The sequence below is a fragment of the Gottfriedia acidiceleris genome, from assembly GCF_002128425.1.
Classification (GTDB): domain Bacteria; phylum Bacillota; class Bacilli; order Bacillales; family Bacillaceae_G; genus Gottfriedia; species Gottfriedia acidiceleris.
In genome coordinates this window covers 67,344-92,563 of sequence record NZ_NESS01000008.1, presented here as the reverse complement: position 1 = coordinate 92,563, position 25,220 = coordinate 67,344, and the positions used below count along the sequence as shown (strand labels likewise).

26 protein-coding genes are annotated in these 25,220 nt (G+C 33.0%); 5 read left to right on the top strand and 21 right to left on the bottom strand.

From position 1 onward, the window contains the following. Window position 1: 1 nt before the first annotated feature. The 9 genes from prmA to gpr all read right to left on the bottom strand — a co-directional run bounded on the left by prmA (window position 2) and on the right by gpr (window position 11,018). Complete coding sequence (gene prmA / locus B6K90_RS15765) at window positions 2-952, bottom strand: 50S ribosomal protein L11 methyltransferase (protein ID WP_088013718.1); 951 nt, start codon at window positions 950-952, stop codon at window positions 2-4. Between the two features lie 145 nt (window positions 953-1,097). Beyond that, on the bottom strand, window positions 1,098-2,234 hold the full coding sequence (gene dnaJ / locus B6K90_RS15760) for a molecular chaperone DnaJ (RefSeq protein ID WP_088013717.1): 1,137 nt from the start codon (window positions 2,232-2,234) through the stop codon (window positions 1,098-1,100). A gap of 179 nt (window positions 2,235-2,413) precedes the next feature. Beyond that, window positions 2,414-4,237, bottom strand: coding sequence for a molecular chaperone DnaK (gene dnaK, locus B6K90_RS15755; RefSeq protein WP_088013716.1), 1,824 nt, complete (start codon window positions 4,235-4,237; stop codon window positions 2,414-2,416). Window positions 4,238-4,330: 93 nt separating this feature from the next. Next, the gene (gene grpE, locus B6K90_RS15750) at window positions 4,331-4,903 is read right to left on the bottom strand and encodes a nucleotide exchange factor GrpE (protein ID WP_088013715.1); all 573 of its coding nucleotides are present in this window, start codon (window positions 4,901-4,903) and stop codon (window positions 4,331-4,333) included. Window positions 4,904-4,960: 57 nt separating this feature from the next. Continuing rightward, the gene (gene hrcA / locus B6K90_RS15745) at window positions 4,961-5,989 is read right to left on the bottom strand and encodes a heat-inducible transcriptional repressor HrcA (protein ID WP_088013714.1); all 1,029 of its coding nucleotides are present in this window, start codon (window positions 5,987-5,989) and stop codon (window positions 4,961-4,963) included. A gap of 200 nt (window positions 5,990-6,189) precedes the next feature. Continuing rightward, the gene (gene hemW, locus B6K90_RS15740; RefSeq protein ID WP_088013713.1) at window positions 6,190-7,326 is read right to left on the bottom strand and encodes a radical SAM family heme chaperone HemW; all 1,137 of its coding nucleotides are present in this window, start codon (window positions 7,324-7,326) and stop codon (window positions 6,190-6,192) included. Window positions 7,327-7,612: 286 nt separating this feature from the next. Beyond that, window positions 7,613-9,433, bottom strand: coding sequence for a translation elongation factor 4 (lepA, locus tag B6K90_RS15735; RefSeq protein ID WP_088013712.1), 1,821 nt, complete (start codon window positions 9,431-9,433; stop codon window positions 7,613-7,615). Window positions 9,434-9,542: 109 nt separating this feature from the next. Beyond that, a complete protein-coding gene (locus B6K90_RS15730) occupies window positions 9,543-9,893 on the bottom strand; it encodes a hypothetical protein (RefSeq protein WP_088013711.1) in 351 nt (116 codons plus the stop codon). A gap of 24 nt (window positions 9,894-9,917) precedes the next feature. Next, window positions 9,918-11,018, bottom strand: a complete 1,101-nt coding sequence (gene gpr, locus B6K90_RS15725; protein WP_088013710.1) for a GPR endopeptidase — start codon at window positions 11,016-11,018, stop codon at window positions 9,918-9,920. A gap of 219 nt (window positions 11,019-11,237) precedes the next feature. Between gpr and rpsT the strand changes: the two genes are divergently transcribed. Next, on the top strand, window positions 11,238-11,504 hold the full coding sequence (gene rpsT, locus B6K90_RS15720) for a 30S ribosomal protein S20 (RefSeq protein ID WP_056472820.1): 267 nt from the start codon (window positions 11,238-11,240) through the stop codon (window positions 11,502-11,504). Window positions 11,505-11,628: 124 nt separating this feature from the next. Here the strand turns inward: rpsT and B6K90_RS15715 are convergent, their stop codons facing one another. Both B6K90_RS15715 and holA read right to left on the bottom strand, forming a co-directional pair. After that, window positions 11,629-12,435, bottom strand: coding sequence for an aminoglycoside adenylyltransferase domain-containing protein (locus tag B6K90_RS15715; RefSeq protein WP_088013709.1), 807 nt, complete (start codon window positions 12,433-12,435; stop codon window positions 11,629-11,631). A gap of 192 nt (window positions 12,436-12,627) precedes the next feature. Next, window positions 12,628-13,632 (bottom strand): DNA polymerase III subunit delta, encoded by a 1,005-nt coding sequence (gene holA, locus B6K90_RS15710; protein WP_167555389.1) that lies wholly within the window; start codon window positions 13,630-13,632, stop codon window positions 12,628-12,630. 209 nt (window positions 13,633-13,841) lie between these two features. Between holA and B6K90_RS15705 the strand changes: the two genes are divergently transcribed. Next, window positions 13,842-13,976 (top strand): YqzM family protein, encoded by a 135-nt coding sequence (locus tag B6K90_RS15705; protein WP_088013707.1) that lies wholly within the window; start codon window positions 13,842-13,844, stop codon window positions 13,974-13,976. 39 nt (window positions 13,977-14,015) lie between these two features. Here B6K90_RS15705 and B6K90_RS15700 read toward each other — a convergent pair whose 3' ends face one another. Both B6K90_RS15700 and B6K90_RS15695 read right to left on the bottom strand, forming a co-directional pair. Beyond that, a complete protein-coding gene (locus B6K90_RS15700) occupies window positions 14,016-16,355 on the bottom strand; it encodes a DNA internalization-related competence protein ComEC/Rec2 (RefSeq protein ID WP_088013706.1) in 2,340 nt (779 codons plus the stop codon). 11 nt (window positions 16,356-16,366) lie between these two features. Next, entirely contained in the window at window positions 16,367-16,984 is a 618-nt protein-coding gene (locus B6K90_RS15695) for a helix-hairpin-helix domain-containing protein (RefSeq protein WP_088013705.1), read from the bottom strand. Between the two features lie 91 nt (window positions 16,985-17,075). On the opposite strand from B6K90_RS15695, the gene comER reads away from it, so the two are divergent. Further along, window positions 17,076-17,891 carry a late competence protein ComER gene (gene comER, locus B6K90_RS15690; RefSeq protein ID WP_088013704.1) on the top strand — a complete coding sequence of 272 codons (816 nt, stop codon included), beginning with the start codon at window positions 17,076-17,078 and terminating at the stop codon, window positions 17,889-17,891. Between the two features lie 119 nt (window positions 17,892-18,010). Here the strand turns inward: comER and B6K90_RS15685 are convergent, their stop codons facing one another. Genes B6K90_RS15685 through B6K90_RS15655 form a run of 7 tightly spaced genes read right to left on the bottom strand, consistent with a single transcriptional unit; the run spans window position 18,011 to window position 22,497 of the window. Next, a complete protein-coding gene (locus B6K90_RS15685; protein ID WP_088013703.1) occupies window positions 18,011-18,754 on the bottom strand; it encodes a class I SAM-dependent DNA methyltransferase in 744 nt (247 codons plus the stop codon). Beyond that, window positions 18,751-19,107 (bottom strand): ribosome silencing factor, encoded by a 357-nt coding sequence (gene rsfS, locus B6K90_RS15680; RefSeq protein WP_088013702.1) that lies wholly within the window; start codon window positions 19,105-19,107, stop codon window positions 18,751-18,753. The genes B6K90_RS15685 and rsfS overlap by 4 nt, the downstream gene beginning before the upstream one ends. 5 nt (window positions 19,108-19,112) lie before the next feature. Next, the gene (gene yqeK, locus B6K90_RS15675) at window positions 19,113-19,688 is read right to left on the bottom strand and encodes a bis(5'-nucleosyl)-tetraphosphatase (symmetrical) YqeK (RefSeq protein WP_088013701.1); all 576 of its coding nucleotides are present in this window, start codon (window positions 19,686-19,688) and stop codon (window positions 19,113-19,115) included. A gap of 37 nt (window positions 19,689-19,725) precedes the next feature. Continuing rightward, a complete protein-coding gene (gene yhbY / locus B6K90_RS15670) occupies window positions 19,726-20,016 on the bottom strand; it encodes a ribosome assembly RNA-binding protein YhbY (protein ID WP_088013700.1) in 291 nt (96 codons plus the stop codon). Beyond that, the gene (gene aroE / locus B6K90_RS15665; RefSeq protein ID WP_088013699.1) at window positions 20,010-20,846 is read right to left on the bottom strand and encodes a shikimate dehydrogenase; all 837 of its coding nucleotides are present in this window, start codon (window positions 20,844-20,846) and stop codon (window positions 20,010-20,012) included. Before aroE ends, yhbY begins: the two co-directional genes overlap by 7 nt. A gap of 23 nt (window positions 20,847-20,869) precedes the next feature. Further along, on the bottom strand, window positions 20,870-21,979 hold the full coding sequence (gene yqeH / locus B6K90_RS15660) for a ribosome biogenesis GTPase YqeH (protein ID WP_088013698.1): 1,110 nt from the start codon (window positions 21,977-21,979) through the stop codon (window positions 20,870-20,872). Next, window positions 21,976-22,497: a YqeG family HAD IIIA-type phosphatase gene (locus B6K90_RS15655; RefSeq protein WP_088013697.1), complete on the bottom strand. Its 522-nt coding sequence runs from the start codon at window positions 22,495-22,497 to the stop codon at window positions 21,976-21,978. Before B6K90_RS15655 ends, yqeH begins: the two co-directional genes overlap by 4 nt. A 238-nt stretch (window positions 22,498-22,735) precedes the next feature. Between B6K90_RS15655 and sda the strand changes: the two genes are divergently transcribed. After that, window positions 22,736-22,897, top strand: coding sequence for a sporulation histidine kinase inhibitor Sda (gene sda, locus B6K90_RS15650; protein WP_407920533.1), 162 nt, complete (start codon window positions 22,736-22,738; stop codon window positions 22,895-22,897). Between the two features lie 138 nt (window positions 22,898-23,035). Here the strand turns inward: sda and B6K90_RS15645 are convergent, their stop codons facing one another. Further along, complete coding sequence (locus B6K90_RS15645; RefSeq protein ID WP_088013696.1) at window positions 23,036-23,815, bottom strand: phosphatidylserine decarboxylase; 780 nt, start codon at window positions 23,813-23,815, stop codon at window positions 23,036-23,038. A gap of 283 nt (window positions 23,816-24,098) precedes the next feature. On the opposite strand from B6K90_RS15645, the gene B6K90_RS15640 reads away from it, so the two are divergent. Further along, window positions 24,099-24,716 carry a GTP pyrophosphokinase gene (locus B6K90_RS15640; RefSeq protein WP_088013695.1) on the top strand — a complete coding sequence of 206 codons (618 nt, stop codon included), beginning with the start codon at window positions 24,099-24,101 and terminating at the stop codon, window positions 24,714-24,716. Window positions 24,717-25,220 lie beyond the last annotated feature (504 nt).

The window sequence follows — 25,220 nt, the reverse complement described above, 5'->3', positions numbered from 1 at the left end:
ATTACATTCCTTGACCTGGCTTTTTTGCAATAATTGCAACCCAGTCCTCTAAATGTAATACTTCCTTCACTTCAAAGCCAACTCGTTTAAGCTCATTTTCGATGTCTTCTTGTTTAGCGCCAATAATTCCTGAAGAAATAAATGTTCCACCTGGTTCTAGAACGTTAAATACATCGTCTACGAAACGAAGAATAATTTCAGCAAGTAAGTTCGCAACAACTACTTGGAATGGACCTTCGATTCCTTGTAGTAAGTTACCTTGCCCAACTTTTATGACATCGTCAACTTTGTTTAATACAACGTTTTCTCTTGCGCTTCGAACTGCTACATCGTCTAAGTCATAGGCTTCTATATTTGTAGAGCCAAGTTTAGCAGCTGCAATACTTAATACTCCTGAACCAGTACCTACATCGATGACACGGTCAGTTGGTTTAACCACTTTCTCAAGTGCACGAATACACATAACTGTTGTAGGGTGAGTACCAGTACCAAACGCCATTCCTGGATCTAACTCAATAATTAATTCGTCTGATGATTTGACTTCATAGTCTTCCCAAGAAGGTACAATAGTAAATCGATCTGAGATTGAAATTGGATGATAATATTTTTTCCATGCAGTAGCCCAATCTTCTTCGTTTACTTCATGCACAGCAAATGTATTTTTACCTAAATCAATATCATATGAAATTAAATTATTAATAGCTTCTTTTATTCCGTCAATCGTATCGTTTAAAAAACTATTCACAGGAAGGTATGCTTTAACGATTACACCTTCCTCTGGATAATCTTTTGGGTTAAGTTGGTAGATTTCACCGTAAACCTGTGCTCGCTCCTTCGTCAAATCAAACACATCCTCTATGACAACACCACTTGCACCAGCTTCGTGTAAAATGTTAGAAATCGGTTCAACCGCATCCTGTGTAGTGTGAATACTTAATTCTGACCATTTCATAAACTACCAACTCCATTCATACTCTCTTCTTTACTTGGCAATACCCTCTAACCATTATCAGATTTAGAGGGTGCCATTTTAATTACTTCTTCTATTTAGTGTTTCCACTTTTTACCTTAACTAACGTACTGAATTAATAACTTCCTTATTGTTCGCCAAAATTCTTTACCGTACGCTTTAACTTTGTAAAGAAAGAATCGTGTTTATCGTCTTTTTGACCTTTACCAATATTGTAAAACTCTTCAAGCAATTCTTTTTGACGGCTTGTTAGTTTTGTTGGTGTGATAACTTTTACAATTATGTGCTGATCACCTTGACCATAACCACGTACATCTTTAATTCCTTTACCTTTTAGACGCATTCTAGTACCAGTTTGTGTTCCAGCAGGAATTTTCGTTTTTACTTTACCATGTAATGTTGGAACTTCGACTTCATCACCTAATGCAGCTTGTGCAAAAGTTAATGGAAGTTCGCAATAAACATCATTTCCGTCACGTTCAAAGAATTCATGTTCACGAACATGGAAAGCAATATATAAATCTCCAGCAGGACCACCATTTTTACCTGGTTCTCCTTGACCTGAAAGTCGAATTTGTTGTCCATCATCGATACCAGCTGGTACTTTCACCATGATTTTCTTACGAGTTTTCACACGTCCAGCACCATGACAAGTATTACATTTATCTTTAATAATCTGACCAGTACCTTGACAATGTGAACATGTTGTACGGTTCACAATACGTCCAAATGGAGTATTTTGTTCAACACTCATTTGTCCTGAACCATGACATTGTTTACATGTTTCTTTAGATGTACCAGGCTTCGCACCTGAACCACTACATGTGTGACATGTTTCTTCAGTTGGAATTTCAATTTCTTTTTCCATTCCAAATGCTGCTTCTTCAAACTGGATCGTCATTGTATATTGTAAATCAGCCCCAGCTCTTGGTGCGTTCGGGTCACGACGACGTCCACCACCGCCACCACCAAAGAACTGACTGAAAATATCTTCAAATCCACCGAATCCGCCGCCGCCAAATCCGCCACCGCCGAATCCTTGGTTAGGATCTGTATGACCAAACTGATCATAATGAGCACGTTTTTGATCGTCTGATAGATTCTCGTATGCCTCTTGCACCTCTTTAAACTTTTCAGGTGCATCAGGATCCTTATTAACGTCCGGATGATATTGTTTTGCTAATTTACGAAACGATTTTTTTATTTCATCTTGTGATGCACTTTTACTCACGCCAAGCACATCATAGTAATCACGTTTACTCATAGTGTTACAATCCGCTCCTTTCACATAAAGAATATTTTAACATATCCTGTGCTTTTCTTAAAGAAAAAGAAAAAAGTCAAAGCCAAGGCTACCCTGACTTTGACTTCCCTTAATGTTTTAGATATATATATTGTCTAGTTTCAGGCGTTTAATGAACAAACGCCTTCCACTTTTCGTTGTTATTTATCTTCTTTTACTTCAGTAAACTCAGCGTCTACTACATCTTCTTGTTTCGCTTCGCCTTCAGCTCCACCTGCAGCTTGCTGTGCAGCAGCAGCTTGCTCATAAAGTTTCATAGTTAAAGCTTGAACGATTTCAGAAAGAGCATCTTTCTTCGTACGGATGTCATCTAAGTTACCAGCTTCTAAAGCAGCTTTTAATGCGTCTTTAGCTTCGTTAGCTTTAGTAACCTCCGCTTCTTCAACTTTTCCTTCAAGATCTTTTAAAGTTTTCTCTACTTGGAATACTAATTGATCAGCTTCGTTTTTAAGATCAACTTCCTCTTTACGTTTTGCATCTGCATCAGCATTTAATTCAGCTTCTTTAACCATGCGTTCTACTTCTTCATCACTTAAACCTGAAGAAGATTGAATTACGATGTTTTGCTCTTTTTGAGTACCTAAGTCTTTTGCACGTACAGTTACGATACCATTTTTGTCGATATCGAATGATACTTCAATTTGTGGAATTCCACGTGGTGCTGGTGGAATATCTGATAATTGGAAACGACCTAATGTTTTATTGTCAGTAGCCATTGGACGTTCACCTTGTAGAACGTGGATGTCTACAGCAGGTTGGTTGTCAGCAGCTGTTGAGAATACTTGAGATTTACTTGTTGGAATTGTCGTGTTACGTTCGATTAACTTCGTGAACACTCCACCCATTGTTTCGATACCTAATGATAATGGAGTAACGTCTAATAATACTACGTCTTTAACATCACCAGTTAATACTCCACCTTGGATTGCAGCACCTAATGCTACTACTTCATCAGGGTTAACACCTTTATGTGGCTCTTTTCCAGTTTCTTTCTTGATTGCTTCTTGAACTGCAGGAATACGAGTAGATCCACCAACTAAGATTACTTTATCAATTTGGCTAGCAGTTAAGCCAGAATCCTTCATCGCTTGACGAGTTGGGCCTAAAGTTCTTTCTACTAAGTTGTGAGAAAGCTCTTCGAATTTTGCACGAGTTAAGTTTAACTCTAAGTGTAATGGACCAGCAGCACCCATGCTAATGAATGGTAAAGAAATTTGAGTTGAAGTAATACCTGATAAGTCTTTTTTCGCTTTTTCAGCAGCATCTTTTAAACGTTGTAATGCCATTTTATCTTGGCTTAAATCAACACCGTTTTCTTTTTTGAATTCAGCTACTAAGTAATCAATGATAACTTGGTCAAAGTCATCTCCACCTAGACGGTTGTCACCAGCTGTAGCTTTAACTTCAAAAATTCCATCTCCTAGTTCAAGGATTGAAACATCGAATGTACCGCCACCTAAGTCATAAACTAGGATTGTTTGGTCTTCATCCATTTTATCTAAACCGTATGCTAATGCAGCCGCAGTTGGCTCATTGATGATACGCTCTACTTCTAAACCAGCAATTTTACCAGCGTCTTTAGTTGCTTGACGCTCAGCATCATTGAAGTATGCAGGTACTGTAATAACTGCTTTCGTTACTGTTTCACCTAAGTAGGCTTCAGCTGATGCTTTTAAGTTTTGAAGAATGATTGCAGAAATCTCTTGTGGAGAATAATCTTTTCCTTCAATGTTTTCTTTATGAGTAGTACCCATATGACGTTTAATTGACATGATTGTATTAGGGTTTGTAATTGCTTGACGCTTTGCTACTTCCCCAACTTGACGCTCACCATTTTTGAACGCAACAACTGACGGAGTTGTACGTCCACCCTCTGGGTTCGGAATTACTTTTGGCTCTCCACCTTCTAATACTGCGACACAAGAGTTAGTTGTACCTAAGTCAATACCAATAATTTTACTCATTGCATGTTCCTCCTAAAATCTACATAAGTTATATTTTAGTTTTTTTAATAAATTTTATATTTAAGTTAGCGATTAAAATAGACGCTTAACTAATTACTCGTTTACTTTAACCATTGATGGACGAATTACTCTGTCCTTTAGCTTATAGCCTTTTTGGAATTCTTGTAAAACTTCATTAGATGGTTTAGAAGCATCACTTTCTTGCATTACAGCTTGATGCACATTCGGATCGAATTGTTCACCAAGTGCTGGGATTTCTTCTACTCCTTCTTTTTTCACAGCTTCAACAAGCAAACGGTAAACCATTTCCATACCTTGTTTTAAAGAAGCAGTTTGCTCATCTGTTGCTTCAACTTGTAGTGCGCGTTCGAAATTATCTAGTACTGGTAATAAATCAGTTACTAAACTTTGAGCACGATAAGTCATTAAAGATTGTTGGTCTAAAAGTGCTCGACGTTTATAATTTTCGAAATCAGCATGTAGACGTAAGTACTTATTTTCCTTCTCATCTACTTCAGCACGAAGTTTTTGAAGCTCTTCCTCAGTAGAATTCACATTGTCAGTTTGCTCTTCTGTATTTTCTTCTGTAAAGATTGAAGGTTCTTCAACAGTAGTTTCTTCATTCACTACTTCTTCATTTAAAAGTTCTTCCTGACGTTCTGTCATGTCACCTTCACCTCCTATTTTTTTATATGTAATCCATTGTTTCTTTTCACAATGGATTTATTCAACATCCTTAGATGAAAATAATAAATTCAATTGTCCTGTTATTAAATGCATTAATGAGATTACTCGAGAGTATTCCATTCGAGTAGGTCCTAATACTGCGATTGTACCAATTTGATCTTCACCTAGTGAATAGGTTGCGCTAATGATACTTACATTTTCTAATCCAGACTTTTCATTTTCCTTACCAATTTTGACACTCAAACCCATCTGTTCAAAAGGAATAATACTTTTTAGTTCATCTTGCTTTTCAATCATGTTTAACAATACTTTCATCGTCTCAACATTATGAAATTCTGGTTGAGCTAAAATATTCGTTTTTCCACTTAAAATCAGCTTTTGTTCAATCGGTACGTCAATAGTGCCACCAATCATCTTTATAACACTTTCATAATTTGAAATATGCGTACGTAAAATCATTGCAATTTCTTTATAAAGCTTGTCATTTATTTGATGAATTGGTACATTTACTAGTCGCTCATTTAGTATATTTACCATTTTTTCAATATCACTCATAGACACACCAGGTGGTATAGTTACTGTTCGATTTTTAACAATACCTGTGTCCGTCACAATAATTGATACTGCTGTATTAGGTCCAATAGGAATAAGCTGAATATTTTTAAGCTTATTTTCAGAAACTTTTGGTCCAAGTGCAATTGTTGTATAATTTGTTAAATCAGATAGTATATCAGCTGAATTTTTCACAAGCTTTTCTATTTCAAATATACGCTCGGCGAAAATACCTTTTATCGAACGAACATCATCTTCATTAACAATTTGTGGTGATAACAGATGGTCTACATAAAAACGATACCCTTTTTCAGAAGGGATTCGACCTGCAGAGCTATGAGGCTTTTCAATATAACCAAGTTCCTCTAAATCAGCCATCTCATTTCGTATCGTTGCTGAACTAAATGAAATACCTTCCTTTTTAGATAAACTCCTTGAACCAACAGGTTGTGCCATGCGAATAAAGTCATCGATAATAATTTGTAATATCAATAACTGTCTTTCAGTCAACATGTTTATCACCTCTATTAGCACTCTTATCTAGTGAGTGCTAAATATATTATTAACTTAACAAATCCTTTATACGATGTCAAGAAGTTAAGGGCAGGAATAAAGAAGTGCAGGATCAATGGATTAGAAAATTTTTATATATATAATGTCGATTCTATTGTCCCTTGTCTTATCCACTTTTCCTGCTCTTTGGCTTACTGCTTTTAAAGTAAAAATGCTTGAAATACATCGTTTCCTAGTAACTTCCCTTTGTGAGTTAATCGGAGAAATACTCCATTCATCTCGACTAATCCATCTTTCATTAGTTTTTCAATTACGTTCGGAAATACTTCATTAAAGTTTGAACCAAATTTTTCTTGGAACTTTCTTTCCGAAACGCCCTGCATTTTACGCAGACCTAAAAACATTTCTTCTTCCATTTTTTCTTGCTTCGTTACCGTATGCTCATGAACAATTGGGACACCAGTATCATCAATCAACTGAAAATATTTCTTTAATGGACCAGCATTTGAATATCTAATTCCATTTATATAGCCATGTGCTCCAGCACCAAACCCAAAATATTCTTCATTATTCCAATAAACAAGATTATGCTTACTTTCTAAACCATTTTTTTCAAAATTGCTGATTTCATATTGATGAAAGCCCTTTTCTTCTAAATAATTCATTAAAAAGTCATACATAGCCGCTTCATCTTCTTCTGGGGCTGGTTGAAGCTTGCCCCTATTCATTTCTATGTAAAAAACAGTTTTTGGTTCAATAATTAATGAATATGCTGAAATATGCTGAATCGGTAACTTCATTGCTTTATCTAAAGAATCAACGAATTGTTCCATTGTTTGTCCAGGTAATGCGTACATTAAATCAAGATTAATATTATCAATTCCAACTTCTTTGGCGGTTTGAATTGCTTCTTCTATTTCATTTGGTGAATGTGTTCTTCCAATTTTTTTAAGTAATCCTTCATCAAATGTTTGTGCTCCAAAACTAATTCGATTCACTCCACCATCTTTTAAAATCTGAAGCTTCTCTTTTGAAATTTCATTCGGATTACTTTCAAAAGTCATTTCGATTTCTTTTTTCCCTTTAATGATATGCTTATTAATCATATCTACTAACGTTTGAGTTTGAGGCAAAGTTAATGCAGTAGGAGTTCCTCCACCTACAAAAACTGTCTTCAAATCTATAATCGGATTTCTTTTTAAACTTTCAACAATTTCTTTCTCTAGATATTCTAAATATTGATCAACCGGCTGACGGTCCATCATAAATTTATTAAAATCGCAGTAATAACAAATCTGCTGACAAAATGGTATATGAATATAAACGGAAGATGCCATACCTTCTCCTCTTTTCTATGTAACGAAAAGCCCCTGATCTAATACCTCCTAAGATGCAGATTCAGGGACTTTTGTTGATTTAACTTTTTAGATTGTATATCTTCTTTTTAAATTTGTCGAATTAATCGCTTTACTATTATTAATCATTATTTACAACTAACTTTTTATTAATAACTATATGACTAAAAAATAATGAATTTAAAAGTAAAAATACCACCGTAAATAAATTACGGTGGCATCTTTAGGTAATCAACAATTCTATAAATCGATGATTTCCGATTAATTATTAATCATCCATACGTAAAACAGCCATGAATGCCTCTTGTGGAACTTCTACAGATCCAACAGCTTTCATTCGCTTTTTACCTTCTTTTTGCTTATCTAATAGCTTACGTTTACGAGAGATATCCCCACCGTAACATTTTGCTAATACGTTTTTACCCATTGACTTAATTGTTGAACGAGCAACGATTTTTTGTCCGATTGCCGCTTGAACTGGTACTTCGAACTGTTGTCTTGGAATAAGTTCTTTTAATTTTTCAACGATAACTTTTCCACGATCATAAGCAGCGTCTCTATGAACGATAAATGATAGAGCATCTACTTGTTCACCATTTAATAAAATATCCATTTTCACAAGTTTAGATACTTTGTAACCAATTAATTCATAGTCAAATGATGCATAACCTTTTGTACTTGATTTTAATTGATCAAAGAAATCATAAACAATCTCAGATAATGGAATTTCGTAAGTTAACGTTACGCGGTTTGCATCTAAATATTGCATATCGATAAAGTTACCACGTTTCTTTTGGCAAAGCTCCATGATTGCTCCAACAAAGTCATTTGGAACCATGATTTTTGCTTTTACATAAGGCTCTTCCACTCGATCGATTGATTGAGGGTCTGGCATATGAGCAGGGTTATCAACGATAATCATCTCACCTTTTGTAGTGTAAACATTATAGATAACACTTGGTGCTGTAGTAATTAAATCAATTTTAAATTCACGTTCAATACGCTCTTGAATGATTTCCATGTGTAATAATCCTAAAAATCCACAACGGAAACCAAATCCTAAAGCTTGTGAAGTTTCTGCTTCAAATTGTAAAGCTGCATCATTTAATTGAAGCTTTTCAAGTGCATCACGTAAATCATTATATTTAGAAGTATCAATTGGATATAATCCACAGAATACCATAGGATTTAATTTACGATAACCTGGTAGTGGATCTGATGCTGGGTTTTCAGCAAGGGTAATTGTATCCCCAACGCGAGTATCTCCAACATTCTTAATAGAAGCTGTTAAGAAACCTACGTCACCTACAGTTAATTCGTCTCGTTGTGTAGTACGCGGAGTAAATACCCCAGCTTCAACTACTTCGAATTCTTTACCTGTAGCCATCATTCTAATTTTTTGACCTACTTTTACAGTACCTTCAACGATACGAATATAAGCTACAACACCACGATATGGATCGAATAACGAATCAAAAATAAGTGCTTTTAAAGGAGCATCTGGATCCCCTGTTGGAGCTGGTACTTTTTCTACGATTTGTTCTAGAATTTCTTCTATTCCGATTCCTGCTTTAGCAGATGCTAATACCGCTTCAGAAGCATCTAGACCAATTACATCTTCAACTTCCTGTCTTACACGTTCAGGTTCTGCGCTTGGTAAGTCAATCTTATTAATAACTGGTAAGATTTCTAAGTCATTATCTAAAGCTAAATATACGTTCGCCAATGTTTGAGCTTCGATACCTTGTGCTGCATCAACTACAAGAATTGCGCCTTCACAAGCTGCTAAACTACGTGAAACTTCATAAGTGAAGTCGACATGTCCAGGTGTATCGATTAAATGAAGAATATATTCTTCACCATTTTTAGCTTTATATTGTAACTGCACAGCATTTAATTTAATGGTAATTCCACGTTCACGCTCTAAATCCATTGAGTCTAATAGCTGAGACTTCATCTCGCGCTGAGTTAATGCATTTGTTTTCTCAAGAATTCTATCTGCTAATGTAGATTTTCCATGGTCAATGTGTGCGATGATTGAAAAGTTTCTAATTCGCTTTTGTCTTTCTGATCTTGACTCTTTATTCATTTCATCACTCCTAAATTTCTCGACAGCATAGATAGTTTTGATTATATCAAATAAATAGGGAAATATTCAATCTCTATTAGCAGTATATGTCGAATGAAGTTTAGAAGGTCTAATTCAAGCTATCAATAATAGAAGGAATTTTTTCAACAATCTTAACCCCTTTTTCAGTTACATACGTAACAAAACGGGAAAGTCCTTTACCAACAACTGTAAAATAATTAAATGCCCCTAATCTTTCTAAATGATCTTCTCTAATTGCTAGTCCTTCTTTCGTGTAATCTTTTCCAAAAAGTACTGGACCAGCCTTCCCATCTTCTTTTGAGATTTTTACTACATCGTCTACATGGTAGTAATCAGTCGAAGTAACTTTACTTATTCCGTCTTTTGCAACTTGCATACAAGTAATAATTGTTATAGAAAAAATTATAATTAGCGTAAAATACCGAACCATATATTTCATTTGTTTCTCCTCACTTACGAAATATTAATGAGTATATGAGCCAATATTGTCTTGATTAATTTTAGAATGCAGAGCAGCGTTCATACCACCAGCAATAATATTTGCCATATCTTCAATAAATGTATCCACTTCTTTTGGTGTAACCATTAAGTTATGACCAAGTGGTGACAGTACCTCATGAATTAGTTTCCGTTTTTCATTCTCTTCAAGCGTTCCAACAATCCCCATAAATGCCATTCGTTCCTTTTCACCAGGCATATCTTCATCGGTATACTTTTTCTTTTCGCCAAATGCCATTCCAGAAGGGATTAGCGCTTTAGCTGGCTTGTCACCTTCTTTTATTTCACGTCCAAAATGTTTTAAAATGAAGTCAATTGTATCACTTGTAATAGCAACAGCATCAACAACGGTTGGAACTCCTATAGCAATTACCGGAATACCGAGTGTTTCCTTACTTAATTCCTTACGTTTATTCCCTATTCCAGAACCTGGATGAATACCATTATCTGTAATTTGGATTGTTGTATTAACTCGTTCAATGGACCTAGCTGCAAGAGCGTCGATTGCAATGACAAAATCTGGTTTTACTTTATCAATGACACCCGAAATAATATCGCTCGTTTCAATACCAGTAATCCCCATTACACCAGGGGATAAAGCACAAACTGGACGATAACCATCTTGAACACTTTCAGGCTGTAATTCAAAAAGATGCTTCGTTACAACTAAATTTTCAACAACCATTGGACCAAGTGCATCAGGAGTCACATTCCAATTTCCTAAGCCTACAACTAAACAAGTTTGATCTTCCGTAATTCCTAAATTTTTTAAGAAAGCAGAAAACTCGTTTGCAAAAACCTTTTCAACCTTTTCTTGAAGTTCAGTATCTTGTTCACGAATACCTTGAACTTGAAGCGTTAAATAATTCCCTGGCTTTTTACCGATTTTTTCAGATGCAGATTCTTTAATATGAACATGAGAGATACTTACACCATCTGCTTCACGTTCTTTAACGATCACGCCGGTAATTTCTTCCTTAGTCTGTTCACGCTCCTCGAGCATCTCTTTTGCCTCTACTGCTAAATCTGTTCGAACACTATATTGACTTAAATCTAACTCACTCATTTATCTAGCCTCCACAATACTCATCGAAATTTAACAATTCTCTTCTTAACTAGTTTAGCTAGATGTTACCAATTCTAAACGAGTTGTTTATTTTTCTTTTGAAAAGGCGAAAATAGCTTTATGAATTCTATTGCCAAATGGGACTTGTTTTGATAAAATAAGTTTTGTTCTATTTGTATTCGAGGCAAATTTCTCGACTGCATTCGGGAGGTGAAAGGTATGCCAAATATTAAATCAGCTATTAAACGTGTAAAAACAGCTGAGGCTCATCGTGCTCACAACGCATCTCTAAAATCAGAAATGCGTACTGCTGTGAAAACTGTTGAAGCTTTAGTTACTAATAACGAAACTGAAAAAGCGCAAGAAGCTTTATTAACTGCTTCTAAAAAATTAGATAAAGCTGTAAACAGCAATCTAATCCACAAAAACGCTGCTTCACGTCAAAAGTCTCGTTTAGCTAAAAAAGTTAACGCTATGAACGCGTAATGAATTAAATGGTGTCTCAACTGAGACACCATTTTTTCGTGCAATAAAGTTCTTCACTGGACGTTTTTTAAATAATTTTTGCATTCGAACCATATGTGTTAAATTAAATATATAGGATAGTTTATCAAATAAGTTTATTACATTCTTCTATCATAAACTCCACATAGTCAATTGCATCTTTTCTTCTTGTATAAATTGATTTGTAATATGATTTTTTATTATCAGTTCGTAATCTCATTGACTCGTTAATAATCTTATGCCATCTTATGGGAACCGCCCCTAAAACATATTCACCTGCTGCTACTTTTGATGTAATATCATTTTCTTTAAATGTGTAATAAAGACGAGAAACTCCCAATATTCCCCATTCAATACTTCTTAAGCTTACAAATAAACTCAAGTAATTAATTGTAGGGAACTTCTTACAGTTGTTTAACCAGCTAATCCAATAAGAATTAAGATTATCTCTCATATTAGATAGTAGTGTATCCCAATTTACCGAAATATCCACTTTTTCAATATTTAATCCTTTTACAGTTATACCGTATTTTTTTAATTGAAAAGCATCTATAGAGTTCCTTTGAAATTTATGTAAACCTTGATACTTCCCATCATTGAAACGAATACATAAATTTCCTTCTTCATTTATGGACTGTATATCTTCATTAAGAATATACCATCCATCCAAAATTGTATTAGGAAATTTTCTTTGCACATCTTTATGAATTTTTTTCAGTATTTTTACATCAGCATCAGATACATCGCGCTTAACAACAGCTATAAAATCAATATCGCTAAACCCATTCTTAAAAGCACCTAATGTAATCGATCCATAAAGATAAAAAGAATCAATTAAATTTGGTAATTTCAAATCAAAATAATGAAAGTATGTATCTAATATAATGTTTATTTCTTTAGGTAATTCCTCCATTCACCCATCTCCCACATACCACTAATTGGTAAAATTTCACAATTACTATATTATAACAAATTGCAAAAGTTGTAGACTGAAATTTGTAGCCTTTTTATATCAAAAATGGCAGTCCAATTTAATGCTATTGGACTGCCATTAGATTTGTTATTTGATTCTTTAAACTAATCATCATTTAAGATTTTCTTACAATTATTTATTTAATTGAAGAATTAACATCTCAAGGATCATAACTTTATCTCCTTGACCAGTCTTCATTTTATAATCAACTTCAGCAATTAGTCTAATTGCTTCTTTCAATTCACTTGCTTGAAAGTTATTCGCTTGCTTTTGTCCATAAAACACTCTCCCTGGTGATACACCAACTGAAGAAGCAATTTGATTATTTGAATATCCACTACTTGATAATTGTTTTATTCCGTACAATAATCTAAACTGACTTGCTAACAATGCAACAATTTTTATCGGTTCTTCACCTATAAATAATAATTCATGAAGAATTTTAAGTGCCTCGGTCGTCTGTCTTACTGCAGTTTTTTCTATTAGAGAAAAAACATTTTGTTCAATGGTTTTTGCCACCATCAATTCTACTAGATCTGCATCAACTTCGCCTTCATACCCAATAAACAATTGTAGCTTTTCACATTCAAGTTTTAATATCGATAAATTATTTCCAACTAGTAACTTTAATTTTTCAATTGCCTCTTTAGTAATCGTTACATCCCCAGTGAACCGCTCTTTAATCCAGCCGTCTAAATTACTCGTTTCAACAGGATGACACTCAACTATCTCTACTTGTTTTTTTAACGCTTTTGTTACTTTTTTTCGCTCGTCCAATTTTTCAAAAGGAGCAACAAAAACGACGGTAGTAAAAGGAGCAGGATTTTCAATATAATCAAATAGTGGTTCTATATCTTGTACAATTTTTTCTTTTTGAGCTGTTAAAAACAAACATGATTTTATGATGGTGACTTTGTTTCCGCCAAAAAAGGATGGTGTTTGAGCATCCTCAAGTGCTTCACTCAAATAAGCCTCTTTTAAATCATATGTTTGATAGTTAAAATCATCAATTTCGCCTTGTAAAGCTGCTTTCACGATTAAGTTTTCCGCTTCTTGAAGTAAAAAATCTTCAGTACCTACCAATAAATACATTGGCGACACGTTCTTTTTCAATTTTTTATGTAAATCATTAATCATGTTTTGCTCCTCTACACTAATTTTCTTAGTATAGTATAACATGTCCTACATGAGAAGGAAGAGATTAGTAAATACTAATCTCTAATTTATATTAACGTTTTAAATAAAGACCCGGTTTCTTCATTTAAAACGGTATAACTAAAACAAACATACTATGGATTTTTTAGTTATATTGATTTATACTAAAGTTGAATTAGGAGGGGTTATTTGTGAATACATTTGAAAAAAATGTTCAAAGCAAACGTAATGATTCAACAGATTCTGGCGTTGGCTTTGCTGTTTCATTTGGTTTCTTCGCTACTCTATTTATCATCGCAACAATTGTGGAGTATGTTGCACGATAATACATAGAATCAAATGATGGGACTGCCTCGGCAGTCTTTTTAATTTTCTTCTTGGTTTCTGTCGTTTGTTTTACGATATGCTTTAAATGTATAAATGGTACCTTGTCCTTTTTTAAATTCGAAAGTTATTGCACCAAGTTCATCTGTACGTAAAATTTTAACGTTGTTCTTTTTTAATCGATCAAGCACTTCTTTTGTTGGATGGCCATATCTGTTTTTTTCTCCAACTGATATAATGCCAATTTTAGGTATAACTGCTTTAATAAACATTTCAGAAGTAGATGTTTTACTCCCATGATGCCCTATTTTCAAGACATCTGCCTTTAAATCGTGATATTTAGTGATCAGTCGATTTTCTCCATTTTCATCTAAATCTCCAGAAAATATCCAATTCTTTCCACCTATGTATGCCTTTATAACGATTGAACCCTCGTTTTCCTCACCTACATAATCTTTAATTGGCGAAATAACTTGAAAATAATTCCGACCTATTTTCCACCCTATACCTTCGCTTACTTTTTTAATCTCGACTCCCTTTTTTATAGCTATTTTAATTCTTTCTTTTTCTGCTGAAGTGAATTTCGTTTTGTCACCTACGATTAATTGTTTTACGTGAAATGATTGCAGTACCTCCTTTCCACCTCCAATATGATCAATGTCACCATGAGTAAATATTAATTTATCTATTTTACTGATTCCTTCTCCTTTTAAAATTGGAATTAATAAATCACTGCCAGTTGAAAATGGTTTTTTACGCTTCATCCACGTTTCTTCTTTTCCAGTTACCTTCCCTCCCGTATCAATAACATAATTCCCTTTATTAAAAGGCAATTTTATAAGAATACAATCGCCTTGACCTACATCTATAAACATAATCTTTCCAACAGGGTTAAAAGAAGGATAAAGTAAGTGCCCACTAATAAGAAGAAAAAATCCAATCAGGAAATTAATAGATAATTTCTTTGTTTTCTCTTTTTCCATAAGATATAAAATTAAAAATATTAGCACTATATATAAAAACAGAATTCCTTTTGAAGGATGTATAAAAATCAACTTTATAAATGGTAATTGCATGCATATACTCAGTAATTTATCTGACATGTTAATAAAGAATGTTAGCATTAATGCTAAAAGTTCGCTGATCTCTAGATTAATAAAGCTTAAACTAAAACAAATAATACATAGTGGCATAATAATAAAACTAATATAAGGAATGAAAAACAAGTTGATTATTATACTGTACGGTGATAACTCGTGAAAATTATAAAGTAATATAGGGATTGATACTAATTGAGTAATACTCGATGTATAGAGAGCTTTTGCATACCAAGATTTGTAATTTAAAATTTGATCCGAAGTTAAAACAAGTACAAAACTTGTTACAAAGGAAAATTGAAATCCAATATCGTCAATATAATTTGGTTTTGCTAATAACATGATTATACAAGAAGTGAATAATAGCGAAGAAATGTCAACTTTCATTTTCGCTAACTTGGAAAAACAAACTAGAACGCCAATAACAACTGCCCTTACAACTGACGCTGAAGCACCTGCTAAAAATCCATACGAAAAAATACACATAATCGTAATAAATAAACTGGTTTCCTTCGTTACTCCTATTCTAATTAATAAAAAATAGATCCCAACACTCAATAAACTAATATGCGAACCACTAATCGCAAGCAAATGCACAATTCCTACTATTTGATATTGAGATTCTATATTTGCATTCATTTTTGATCGGTCTCCAAATAGAAGAGCATTAATATAACCTTCTGTATTAGAGTTAAAATTAACCTCTACATATTTAGTTAAGGCATGTCGACTATAAATTATTGATTGTAGGATCGTTTGTTTTCCATTTTTACAATACTCTAGACTATTTGGATTAACAGTAATAATCCAATGAATTCCTTGATTTAATAAGTACTTCTTATAATTAAATAAGTATGGGTTCGAATTTTCTAAAGGTAATGTAATCTCACCTTTTACTTCACATATTTCACCTATTTTTCTTTTTTGAAAAACCGTTAATTGTTCTTTTGAATTAGCAAAACTATTTAGTAAGATTTCATGTTTTTGAAGTTTAAATGTAAACGAAACCTTATTACCATCTATTATTGGAGTAGATGTGATCTCACCACGAACATTTTGAGGGGGCTTTGATTTAGGGGAATTCATCTTATTGTTTTGTATAGAACATAAACTAGACATTATACATATCGAAAAAATACAAATTAATAAAAGTGACCATTTTTTCTTTACTGCTAAAAAAATCATTAAAACGAGTAATATTAATAGAAAGAATAAATTATAACTTTTAAAAAAGACGATTGTAATTATTTGTACAAAAACTATATAAGCTAGATAAATGCTCATAATAAATTAATTTAACGAATGACAATAAATGGAGTCATTTTTTCAAGTGATTTTTTTCCAATTCCATTTACAGATTCTAATTGTTCGACTGAAGTAAATGGTCCGTTTATATTAATATAATCTAAAATATTTTTTGCTTTTGCTGGACCAACCCCCGGTATTTTTTCCAACTCTGACTGTGATGCATGATTGATATCAATCGTCTCATTTTGTTTCGTTTGATTCCCTTCATTAGTAACTATAGTTTGATCCGTTTCTTCTCCAATAAATGGTACATAAATGACCATCTCATCAAATATTTTTTCAGCTAAATTAACCTGATTAACATCAGCCTTTTCTTTAAATCCTCCAGCTAATCTAATTACATCAAAAACACGTTCTCCTTCCTTACATTTGATTACACCGGGTTTTTGTATTGCTCCTTTCACATCAACCATAAATACTTTTGAATTCACTGGCATACTGACTTCTTTCTTTTGATCATCGGTCTTCTTTTCAACTTTTTCATCAAATGATTGTTTTGCCAAAACAACTTCATTTTTATGCTCGGTTTGATAAAAATTTACAACTAGAATACCGACAATCACAACACATATCCAAACTAGTTTATTATGAATTAACTTTTTCATTATTAGTCCTCCATTTTTAACTTATATCATTATTTTCGACCTTGCTTCATATAGTGTAGGAGAGAATGTATGCAAAGGAAGGGATGTACTCATGAACGTAGGAATCATAGGTACAGGAAATATGGGCACCATTTTGCTCAATGGATTTATAAAATCAAATGCCGTGAAGCCCTCCGAGTTAACTGTTACAAACCGTTCAATGTATAAAGCTTATGAGCTAAAAAATATATATCCTGATCTAAATGTTGCTGAGACAGCAAAAGAAGTAATCGCCGCTTCAGAAATTGTAATAGTGTGTGTAAAACCTTTAGAAATTCAGCCGCTATTATCATCTTTACAAAAACATTTCACTAAAAAACATTGCGTTATATCAATCACTAGTCCGATTAATGTTAAACAATTAGAAGCGATATTACCTTGTCAAGTTGCACGAGTTATTCCAAGCATTACGAATCAAGCATTGAGTGGCGTAACTTTAGTTAATTTCGGGAATAGGTGTACGGCCAAAAGTAAGGAGCAAATTATCGAACTTTTTTCAAACATATCTAAACCAGTGATGATTACAGAAGATATCACAAGAGTCTCATCGGATATCGCAAGCTGTGGACCCGCATTTTTTAGTTACTTGCTTCAAAAATTTATCGATGCGGCTGTTTGTCAAACTTCAATTTCAAAAGAGCAAGCCACGATATTAGCAGAAGAAATGATTATTGGTTTTGGAAAACTAATTGAACAAAAACATTTTACGCTTGAAACACTTCAAGAAAAGGTATGTGTAAAAGGCGGAATTACCGGAGAAGGTATTAAAGTACTAGAAGCACGAGTAGGAGATTTATTTGAAGAAATTTTTAAAAAAACACATGATAAGTTTGATAAGGAAATTGAGCGTGTAAAGGAGCAATTTTGATTAACTTAATAATGATTGTACCGCTTTACTCAATTCATAACAAAAATACAAAATTTAATTTTGTACGACTAATAAAGTAAAAAACCCTTTAAGAAAAGGAATTTTCTTAAAAGGGTTTTTTATTTTTTCATTGCTATAAAAAAGATTCGTTCAGAAGTATCATCTACATCTTCATCAAAATCTGCTAAGATTTCTTTAACTTCAAATCCAGTTACATTTAACAATGATTTATACGTATTTATTGGAAGTGTTCTTTGATTGTGATATTCTTCGAACCGTTCATATAAATCACGATTTTCTTCTTTCATAAAGAAAACTAAATCATGTTCAACACTTAATGGATGTTCCCCTTGCGTACAAGACCAGACCAAGCTTAACTCTGCATCATCAATAAAAAATGTCTCTTCACCAAAAATTTCTTCAATTTTATAAGGAGAATGTACATCAAATAAAAATAAACCATTATCTTTTAAACTTTCATTAACTTTTTTAAAGGTTTGTTTTACTTGATCTTCTGTTTCTAAATAATTAAGTGAATCACAGAAAATTGTTACACAATCTAACTGATCAAACCCTTCTAATTCCACCATATTTTGTTGAAAAAAAGGGATATTAACTTTTTCCTGTTCTGCTTTTGCCATTGCGACACTTAACATTTCCTCAGATAAATCAACCCCGCTAATCGAATAGTTCAATTTTGCTAATAAAATGGGTAAAGTACCTGTTCCACATCCTATATCTAAAATTGAAGGCTGAGGCATTTCATATTTTTGAAATACATTTTGTAGAAATTGAACCCATCTTTCATAAGGGACATCATTCATTAATTGATCATACAAATACGCGAAGCGATTGTATGTCATGAAAGAAGCTCTCCGTAAACATCAAGGGAAGGTGCATCTCCCCAAAGTTTTTCTAAGTTGTAATAACTTCTTTCGTCACGATGGAAAATATGAACGACAACATCACCGATGTCTACTAAAACCCAACGAGCTTCGTCAAACCCTTCTAAACGTTTAACGTCTTTTCCATTTTGCTGAGCTTGATCTTTTACTTCTCTTGCAATAGCCTGAACTTGCTTATCTGAATTACCGTGACAAATAATGAAATAATCTGCAATTGCAGAGATTCCTTTCATATCTAATACGACTAAATCTTCAGCTTTTTTATCATCAGCAGCATTTACAGCTAGCATCATTAGTTCTTTTTCATTCATTCTTTTTATTCCCCCTGGCTTTTAATTTGCTTTAATATTGAGTTATATGTTTTAACCGTTAATGGGTAGACTGTTTGTTCTTTATCAATTAAAAATGTAATTGTATTTTTTAATGCAAATAATAAAGCTCGATCTAAATCTTGATTTGCTAATTCACGAGCTTCCTCTACACCAGGAAAACTACGATTAGGTTCAATATAATCTGCTACATATATTACTTTATCTAATAAATTCATCTCTTTATGACCACTTGTATGATATGTGATTGCTTGTAATATCTCTTGATCATCAATTCCATATTCATGTTCAGTAAGAAATGCACCAACAGGAGCATGCCATAATTCTTTGTTGTACTTTAAAAGCTTTAATGAAAGTTTATTTTCTTCCATAATTGATTTTAATTCTTTAATTGGCATACATTTTGCGACATCATGGAAAATTGCAGCTAGTTCTGCTTTTTTTACATCAGCACCGTACTTTTCGGCCAGTCTAACTGCAGTTTCCATCACACCAATAGTATGTGTAAAACGCCCGTTCGTTAGTTTTTCTTTTACAATCGTAAGTGCTTTTTGTTTATCCATTAATCCGCTTCTCCTCTAATTAACGGTATTTTACATATTAAGGTAATACGATTGTTTTATTTTCTGTAGACTCTTTATATAAAACAATTGTATGTCCAATCACTTGTACTAGTTCAGCATTTGTACCTTCAACTAGCTGATCAGCTACATCGTAACGATCATCATCGCAATTTTGAAGTATACTTACTTTTAAAAGTTCCCTTACTTCAAGCGCTTCTGAAATTTGCTTAACCATATTTTCATTAACTCCACCTTTACCTACTTGAAAAATAGGGTTTAAGTGATGAGCTTTCGAACGTAAAAATCTTTTTTGTTTACCTGTTAACATTTTGTTCCTCCAAGTTTTCTTTCTAATAATGAATAAGCATCAATCGTATTTGGAAAAATTCCAGTCCACTCTTGAAATGCTAATGCTCCTTGATAAATAAACATCGGTAGTCCGTTTTGTATAGTCGCTTTTCTTTCTTTTGCTTCTTTTAAGAATAATGTTTCAAATGGGCTGTATATTAGATCCGATACAATTGCATCTGGTGATAAATTCGTTAGTGCTAACGGAATGCTATTTTCATTTGGCTTCATCCCAACAGAAGTTGTTTGAATGATAAGAGAAAAGTGACCTAAATGTTCTTCAGCATCTGAAATAGACATAATATTGACTTCATTCATCAATTTACCATCTAGTAGATCCTCTGCTTTTTCTAACGTTCGGTTGGTGACTGTAATATGCTTAACACCTAAGTGCAGTAAACTATAAAGGATCGCTCTAGCAGCACCGCCTGCACCGATTATCAAAATCTTTTCTTCTTCAATCGGATTTTTCAAAACATAGGATAAGCCTCTACAATACCCTATACCGTCAGTATTTTTACCATACAGCTTTCCATTTTTATTGATAACTGTATTTACAGCTCCAATTGCTTTTGCCAATGGATCAATTTCATCTAAGTACTGCATAATTTCTACTTTTAGTGGTGCTGTAACATTAAATCCTTTAACAGTTGAACGAAATTCTGTCATAACTGATTTCAATTCTGTTATCCCAACTTCTTTTGCAGAATAGTGACCCGAAATATGATTAGAGCCAAACCATTCATTATGCATCGTTGGTGACATTGAATGACCAATCGGTTGACCGATTACATAGTATTGGTCTTTCATTTCTCTTCGCCCCCAAATTATTCTTATATAATAGAATTACGAAGTGTTATAGCTACACCTTTTGGTACATAAGCAACAACTTTAGCACCTGGTTCATTCACTGTGATCCATCCTAACCCTGAATAAACTATATCAGTTTTAGCATCTTTTATCATAAATTCATGCTTCACTAATTTAGGAAGCTCATTAATTTGTTCTCCATATGGTGGAACTAATAATTCCCCAGCTTGTCTTTCATATAAATCATCGGCATTTTCTTGTTTAGTACGATGAATTGATAATTCGTTTGAGAAGTGACAAGTAAAAGAACGTCTTCCACCTTCTAAGTAATCAAAGCGAGCTAACCCACCAAAGAATAATGTTTGACCTTCATTTAATTGATAAACCATAGGCTTAATTTCTTTTTTCGGTGTAATAATCTTTAAACCTTTTTTATCAACGAAATGAGCCATTTGATGATGATTAATAATACCTGGTGTATCAATTAAATCACTCTGTTCATCAAGTGGGATTTGAATCATATCAAGTGTTGTGCCCGGAAAATGAGATGTTGTAATAATATTACTATTTTCTTCACTATAACGTTTAATCATCGTATTGATAAACGTTGATTTCCCAACATTTGTACAGCCTACTACGTATACATCCTTTCCTTCACGATGCTTCTCAATACTTTCAGCTAACTCGTCTATACCAGTGCCTTTTACTGCACTAATTAAATGCACACCTACAGGTTTAAGTCCCCAACGTTTTGCAGTTCCGCTCATCCATTGTGTAAGCTTATTTTTCTTAACTGACTTCGGAATTAAATCTGCCTTATTCCCAACTAATAATATTTTGTTATTTCCAACGAATCGATTAATTCCATTTAACCAGCTACCAGAAAAATCAAAAACATCAACTACTTTTATAACAAGACAGTCTTTAGAACCTATCCCATTTAAGATACGGATAAAGTCAGAATCAGTCAACTCGACATCTTGAATCTCATTGTAGTTTTTTAAACGGAAACAACGTTGGCAAATAATCTCTTCTTTTTCTAATGAAGATGGAGGTGCATATCCAAGCTTGTCTTTATCCTCTGTTTGAATTTCAACTCCACAACCAATACATCTTACTTCTGTATTACTCACTTTTTATCCTCCCATTGTAGCAATCCTTGCTTCCTTAAAGATGAAAGAATTCTACGTTCTACCATTCGATTAAATCTTGTCCAAATTCCATCAGTACTTGCAACCGGAACAACTAAAATAGTATGAATTCCTTGACGATTGCCTCCAAATACATCTGTAAGCAATTGATCTCCAATCATCACGACTTCTTTTGGGTTTAAATTCATTTGCTTATATGCCTTTTTATATGATGTAGCAAGTGGCTTTCGTGCACGATGAATAAACGGAATCCCTAAAGGATCACAAAACTTTCCAACACGCTCCGCATTGTTATTAGATACAACTGTAATTTTAATCCCTGCATCATCCATGCTTTTAAACCATTTTGTTAGCTCTGGAGTAGCTAATGGACGGTCCCATTCAACTAACGTATTATCTAAATCAGTAATGATTCCCTTTATTCCTAAGCCTTTTAAATGCTCAGGCGTAATAGCATAAACATTATTAACAGTTTCACTCGGTAAAAATTTATTAAACATTATTACACCTCAATATATTCTTAAAATCTTTCGACAAATAACTACAATCATTCTATCTGTGGATAAAACTATACACATTATCCTTAGTCCTAGAACCTACTTTTTCAGAATATATAAACAAATTACCCACAACTTATCCACCTATTTCTGTGGATAAACGAACGATTGTTCTATATTTAAAAATTTGATACATTAAGTTTACGAAGAAATTCAAAAAACTTTTCTCACTCGGAGGTGAATGCCCAACCGGGCAAAAAATATGTACAAATTAAATGATGAGTTGTTACTTGAGTCCTACAAAAAAGCTCTTGGTTTACAGCTAGATCCGGCCTTCATTTATTTAATTGAAAAAGAAATTAAACGAAGAGGTCTAGATTACTATATAAAAAAAACATCTTAATCATTTTTATTATTTTCAATATAAGCAAATAATACAAGTGAAATTAAAATACAAGCACTCTTTACAATAACAGAAAAAGAACCATCTTTCTATACGATGGCTCTCATTTCGTGAAAAAAAGTGCATACTTTATATTTTTTAGTGTAATTTACCAAGATTTTGACCAACTCTTATCGCTTGTCCAGATTGAAGTTTCAAATTTGGTGAAAAACTATTCGCTTCAAAAAGTAAAACAACTGTAGAACCGAAAGAAAAATACCCTACTTCTTCACCTTTTTTCAAACGCTTTTCTTTTTTGGTTACTACGATAGTGTTAACAAACATAGCACCAACTTTAATCATCGCAACATGTTTATTGTTTTCAGAACATAATACTTCTGAAATAACTCGATAATTTTTTGAAAGTGGATCTTTACCATACGTTAATCCTGCTTTATTCACGGGATAAGATTTAGCACCTAACTCGAATTGTGAGACAATTTCACCTTCAATTGGGCTATGTATACGATGGTAATGGCTTGGACTTAAATACAATACCATATAATAACCCTCATCATATTTATCTGCCATTTCCTTTGAACCTAACATCTCAATAATGCTATATGTCTTTCCTTTAACGACAAATTTTATATCCATTTCAATTTTCCCACAAGACTCTAACACACCATCTACCGGACAAGCTAATTCACTTTCACCAGCATGAATCGGTCTAGCATTTTGCTTTAATTCTCTTGTAAACAATGCATGTAAAGTAGGAAAAACAGTCTCCTTACTCTCATCCATATTTAAATTAAACGCTTTAATATAAGGATTAATAAACACCTTACTAAATCTAGAAGTAGCAAACTTACGTAAAAAACCAGAAGTAAAACGATTATTCGTCAACTCTATAAACAAACGATAAAAACTCTGTTTCATCAATGTACCCCTAACTAATATGATATATATAAATTTATAACATATTATTCCAATACTAACAAAACACAAAATTCTATTACTTACTACTATAATATTACATGCGTTCTCTACATCTTTGATCCTTGTCTAATGATCCTGCCATTTCTACCCTTTACTATTCCCTTTTTCCTAATATCCTTAAAATTCCTTTACTTTACTTGTCACTAACTGTTCACCAAGATTTCACACTGAGTTCACATTAAGCTGGTAGAATACTGATGTAATATACATTAGGAGGTTGCCTATGTTGAAAGATCAAAGCTTAGGTGAATGGACTAACACACTTTTAATATATAAATTTGCGTTAGATGAAATCAATACTAAAATTAGAATTTTAAATGAAGAATTTACTTTAACTCATAATCATAATCCAATTGAACACGTAAAATCACGCTTAAAAAAACCTGACAGTATAATGGAAAAGCTTGAGCGTAAAGGCTTAGAACTAACACAATATAATCTGGAAAATTATATGAATGATATAGCTGGCGTTCGTATTAGTTGTTCATTTATTAGTGATATTTATATGATCTATGAACTATTAAAACAACAAGACGATATTTATATAGTAGAAATAAAAGATTATATTAAAAACCCAAAACCAAATGGTTATAAAAGCTTTCATATGATTATTGAAATTCCAATTTTCCTTGCTTCTGAAACGAAAAGAGTAAAAGTAGAAATTCAAATTAGAACGGTTGCAATGGATTTCTGGGCAAGCCTAGAACACAAGATTTTTTATAAATATAATAAAAAGGTTCCAAAAGCAATTATAGAAAGTTTGAATGAAGCTTCAGCAACTGTAAATTCATTAGACTATAAAATGGAGATGATTAGAGATCAAGTTGAACAGCTGAATTAGAATATTTAAGATTTAAGTATAATAGAAAAATTGAAAAATAATTCTTTCATTAAGAAACAAGGTATCTTTTGATACCTTGTTTCTCATGCTGTTGAAAAAGAACTTTGTAGATTAGGGTGGAATTTTATCACTGATAAATAAGTTGTGTAATCTTGATTTCCACTACAGTGTACTCGATTTCCATGGGGCGAGATTCTTTAGCCTCCTCGGCGTTCGCCTGTGGGGTCTTTAGCCTTTAATCAATGACTAACACATCATTATAATTGTTGAGCCACAAAAAAGAACTTTGTCATAATAATAAAGTTAATTATGTTGAATTTTTGCAAGTTAGTTTTAAAAATATATATTATCAATCAATTGTCTCTCAATAAGAGACGATTAAAAGATCATATTTAAAACTATTGCAAATTTCATCGAATATCATTAAATGTTCTTATCTTTCATATTGACTCTAATATATTTCAATACTCTGAGAAACAAGGTATTTTTTCGGCTCTCATATAT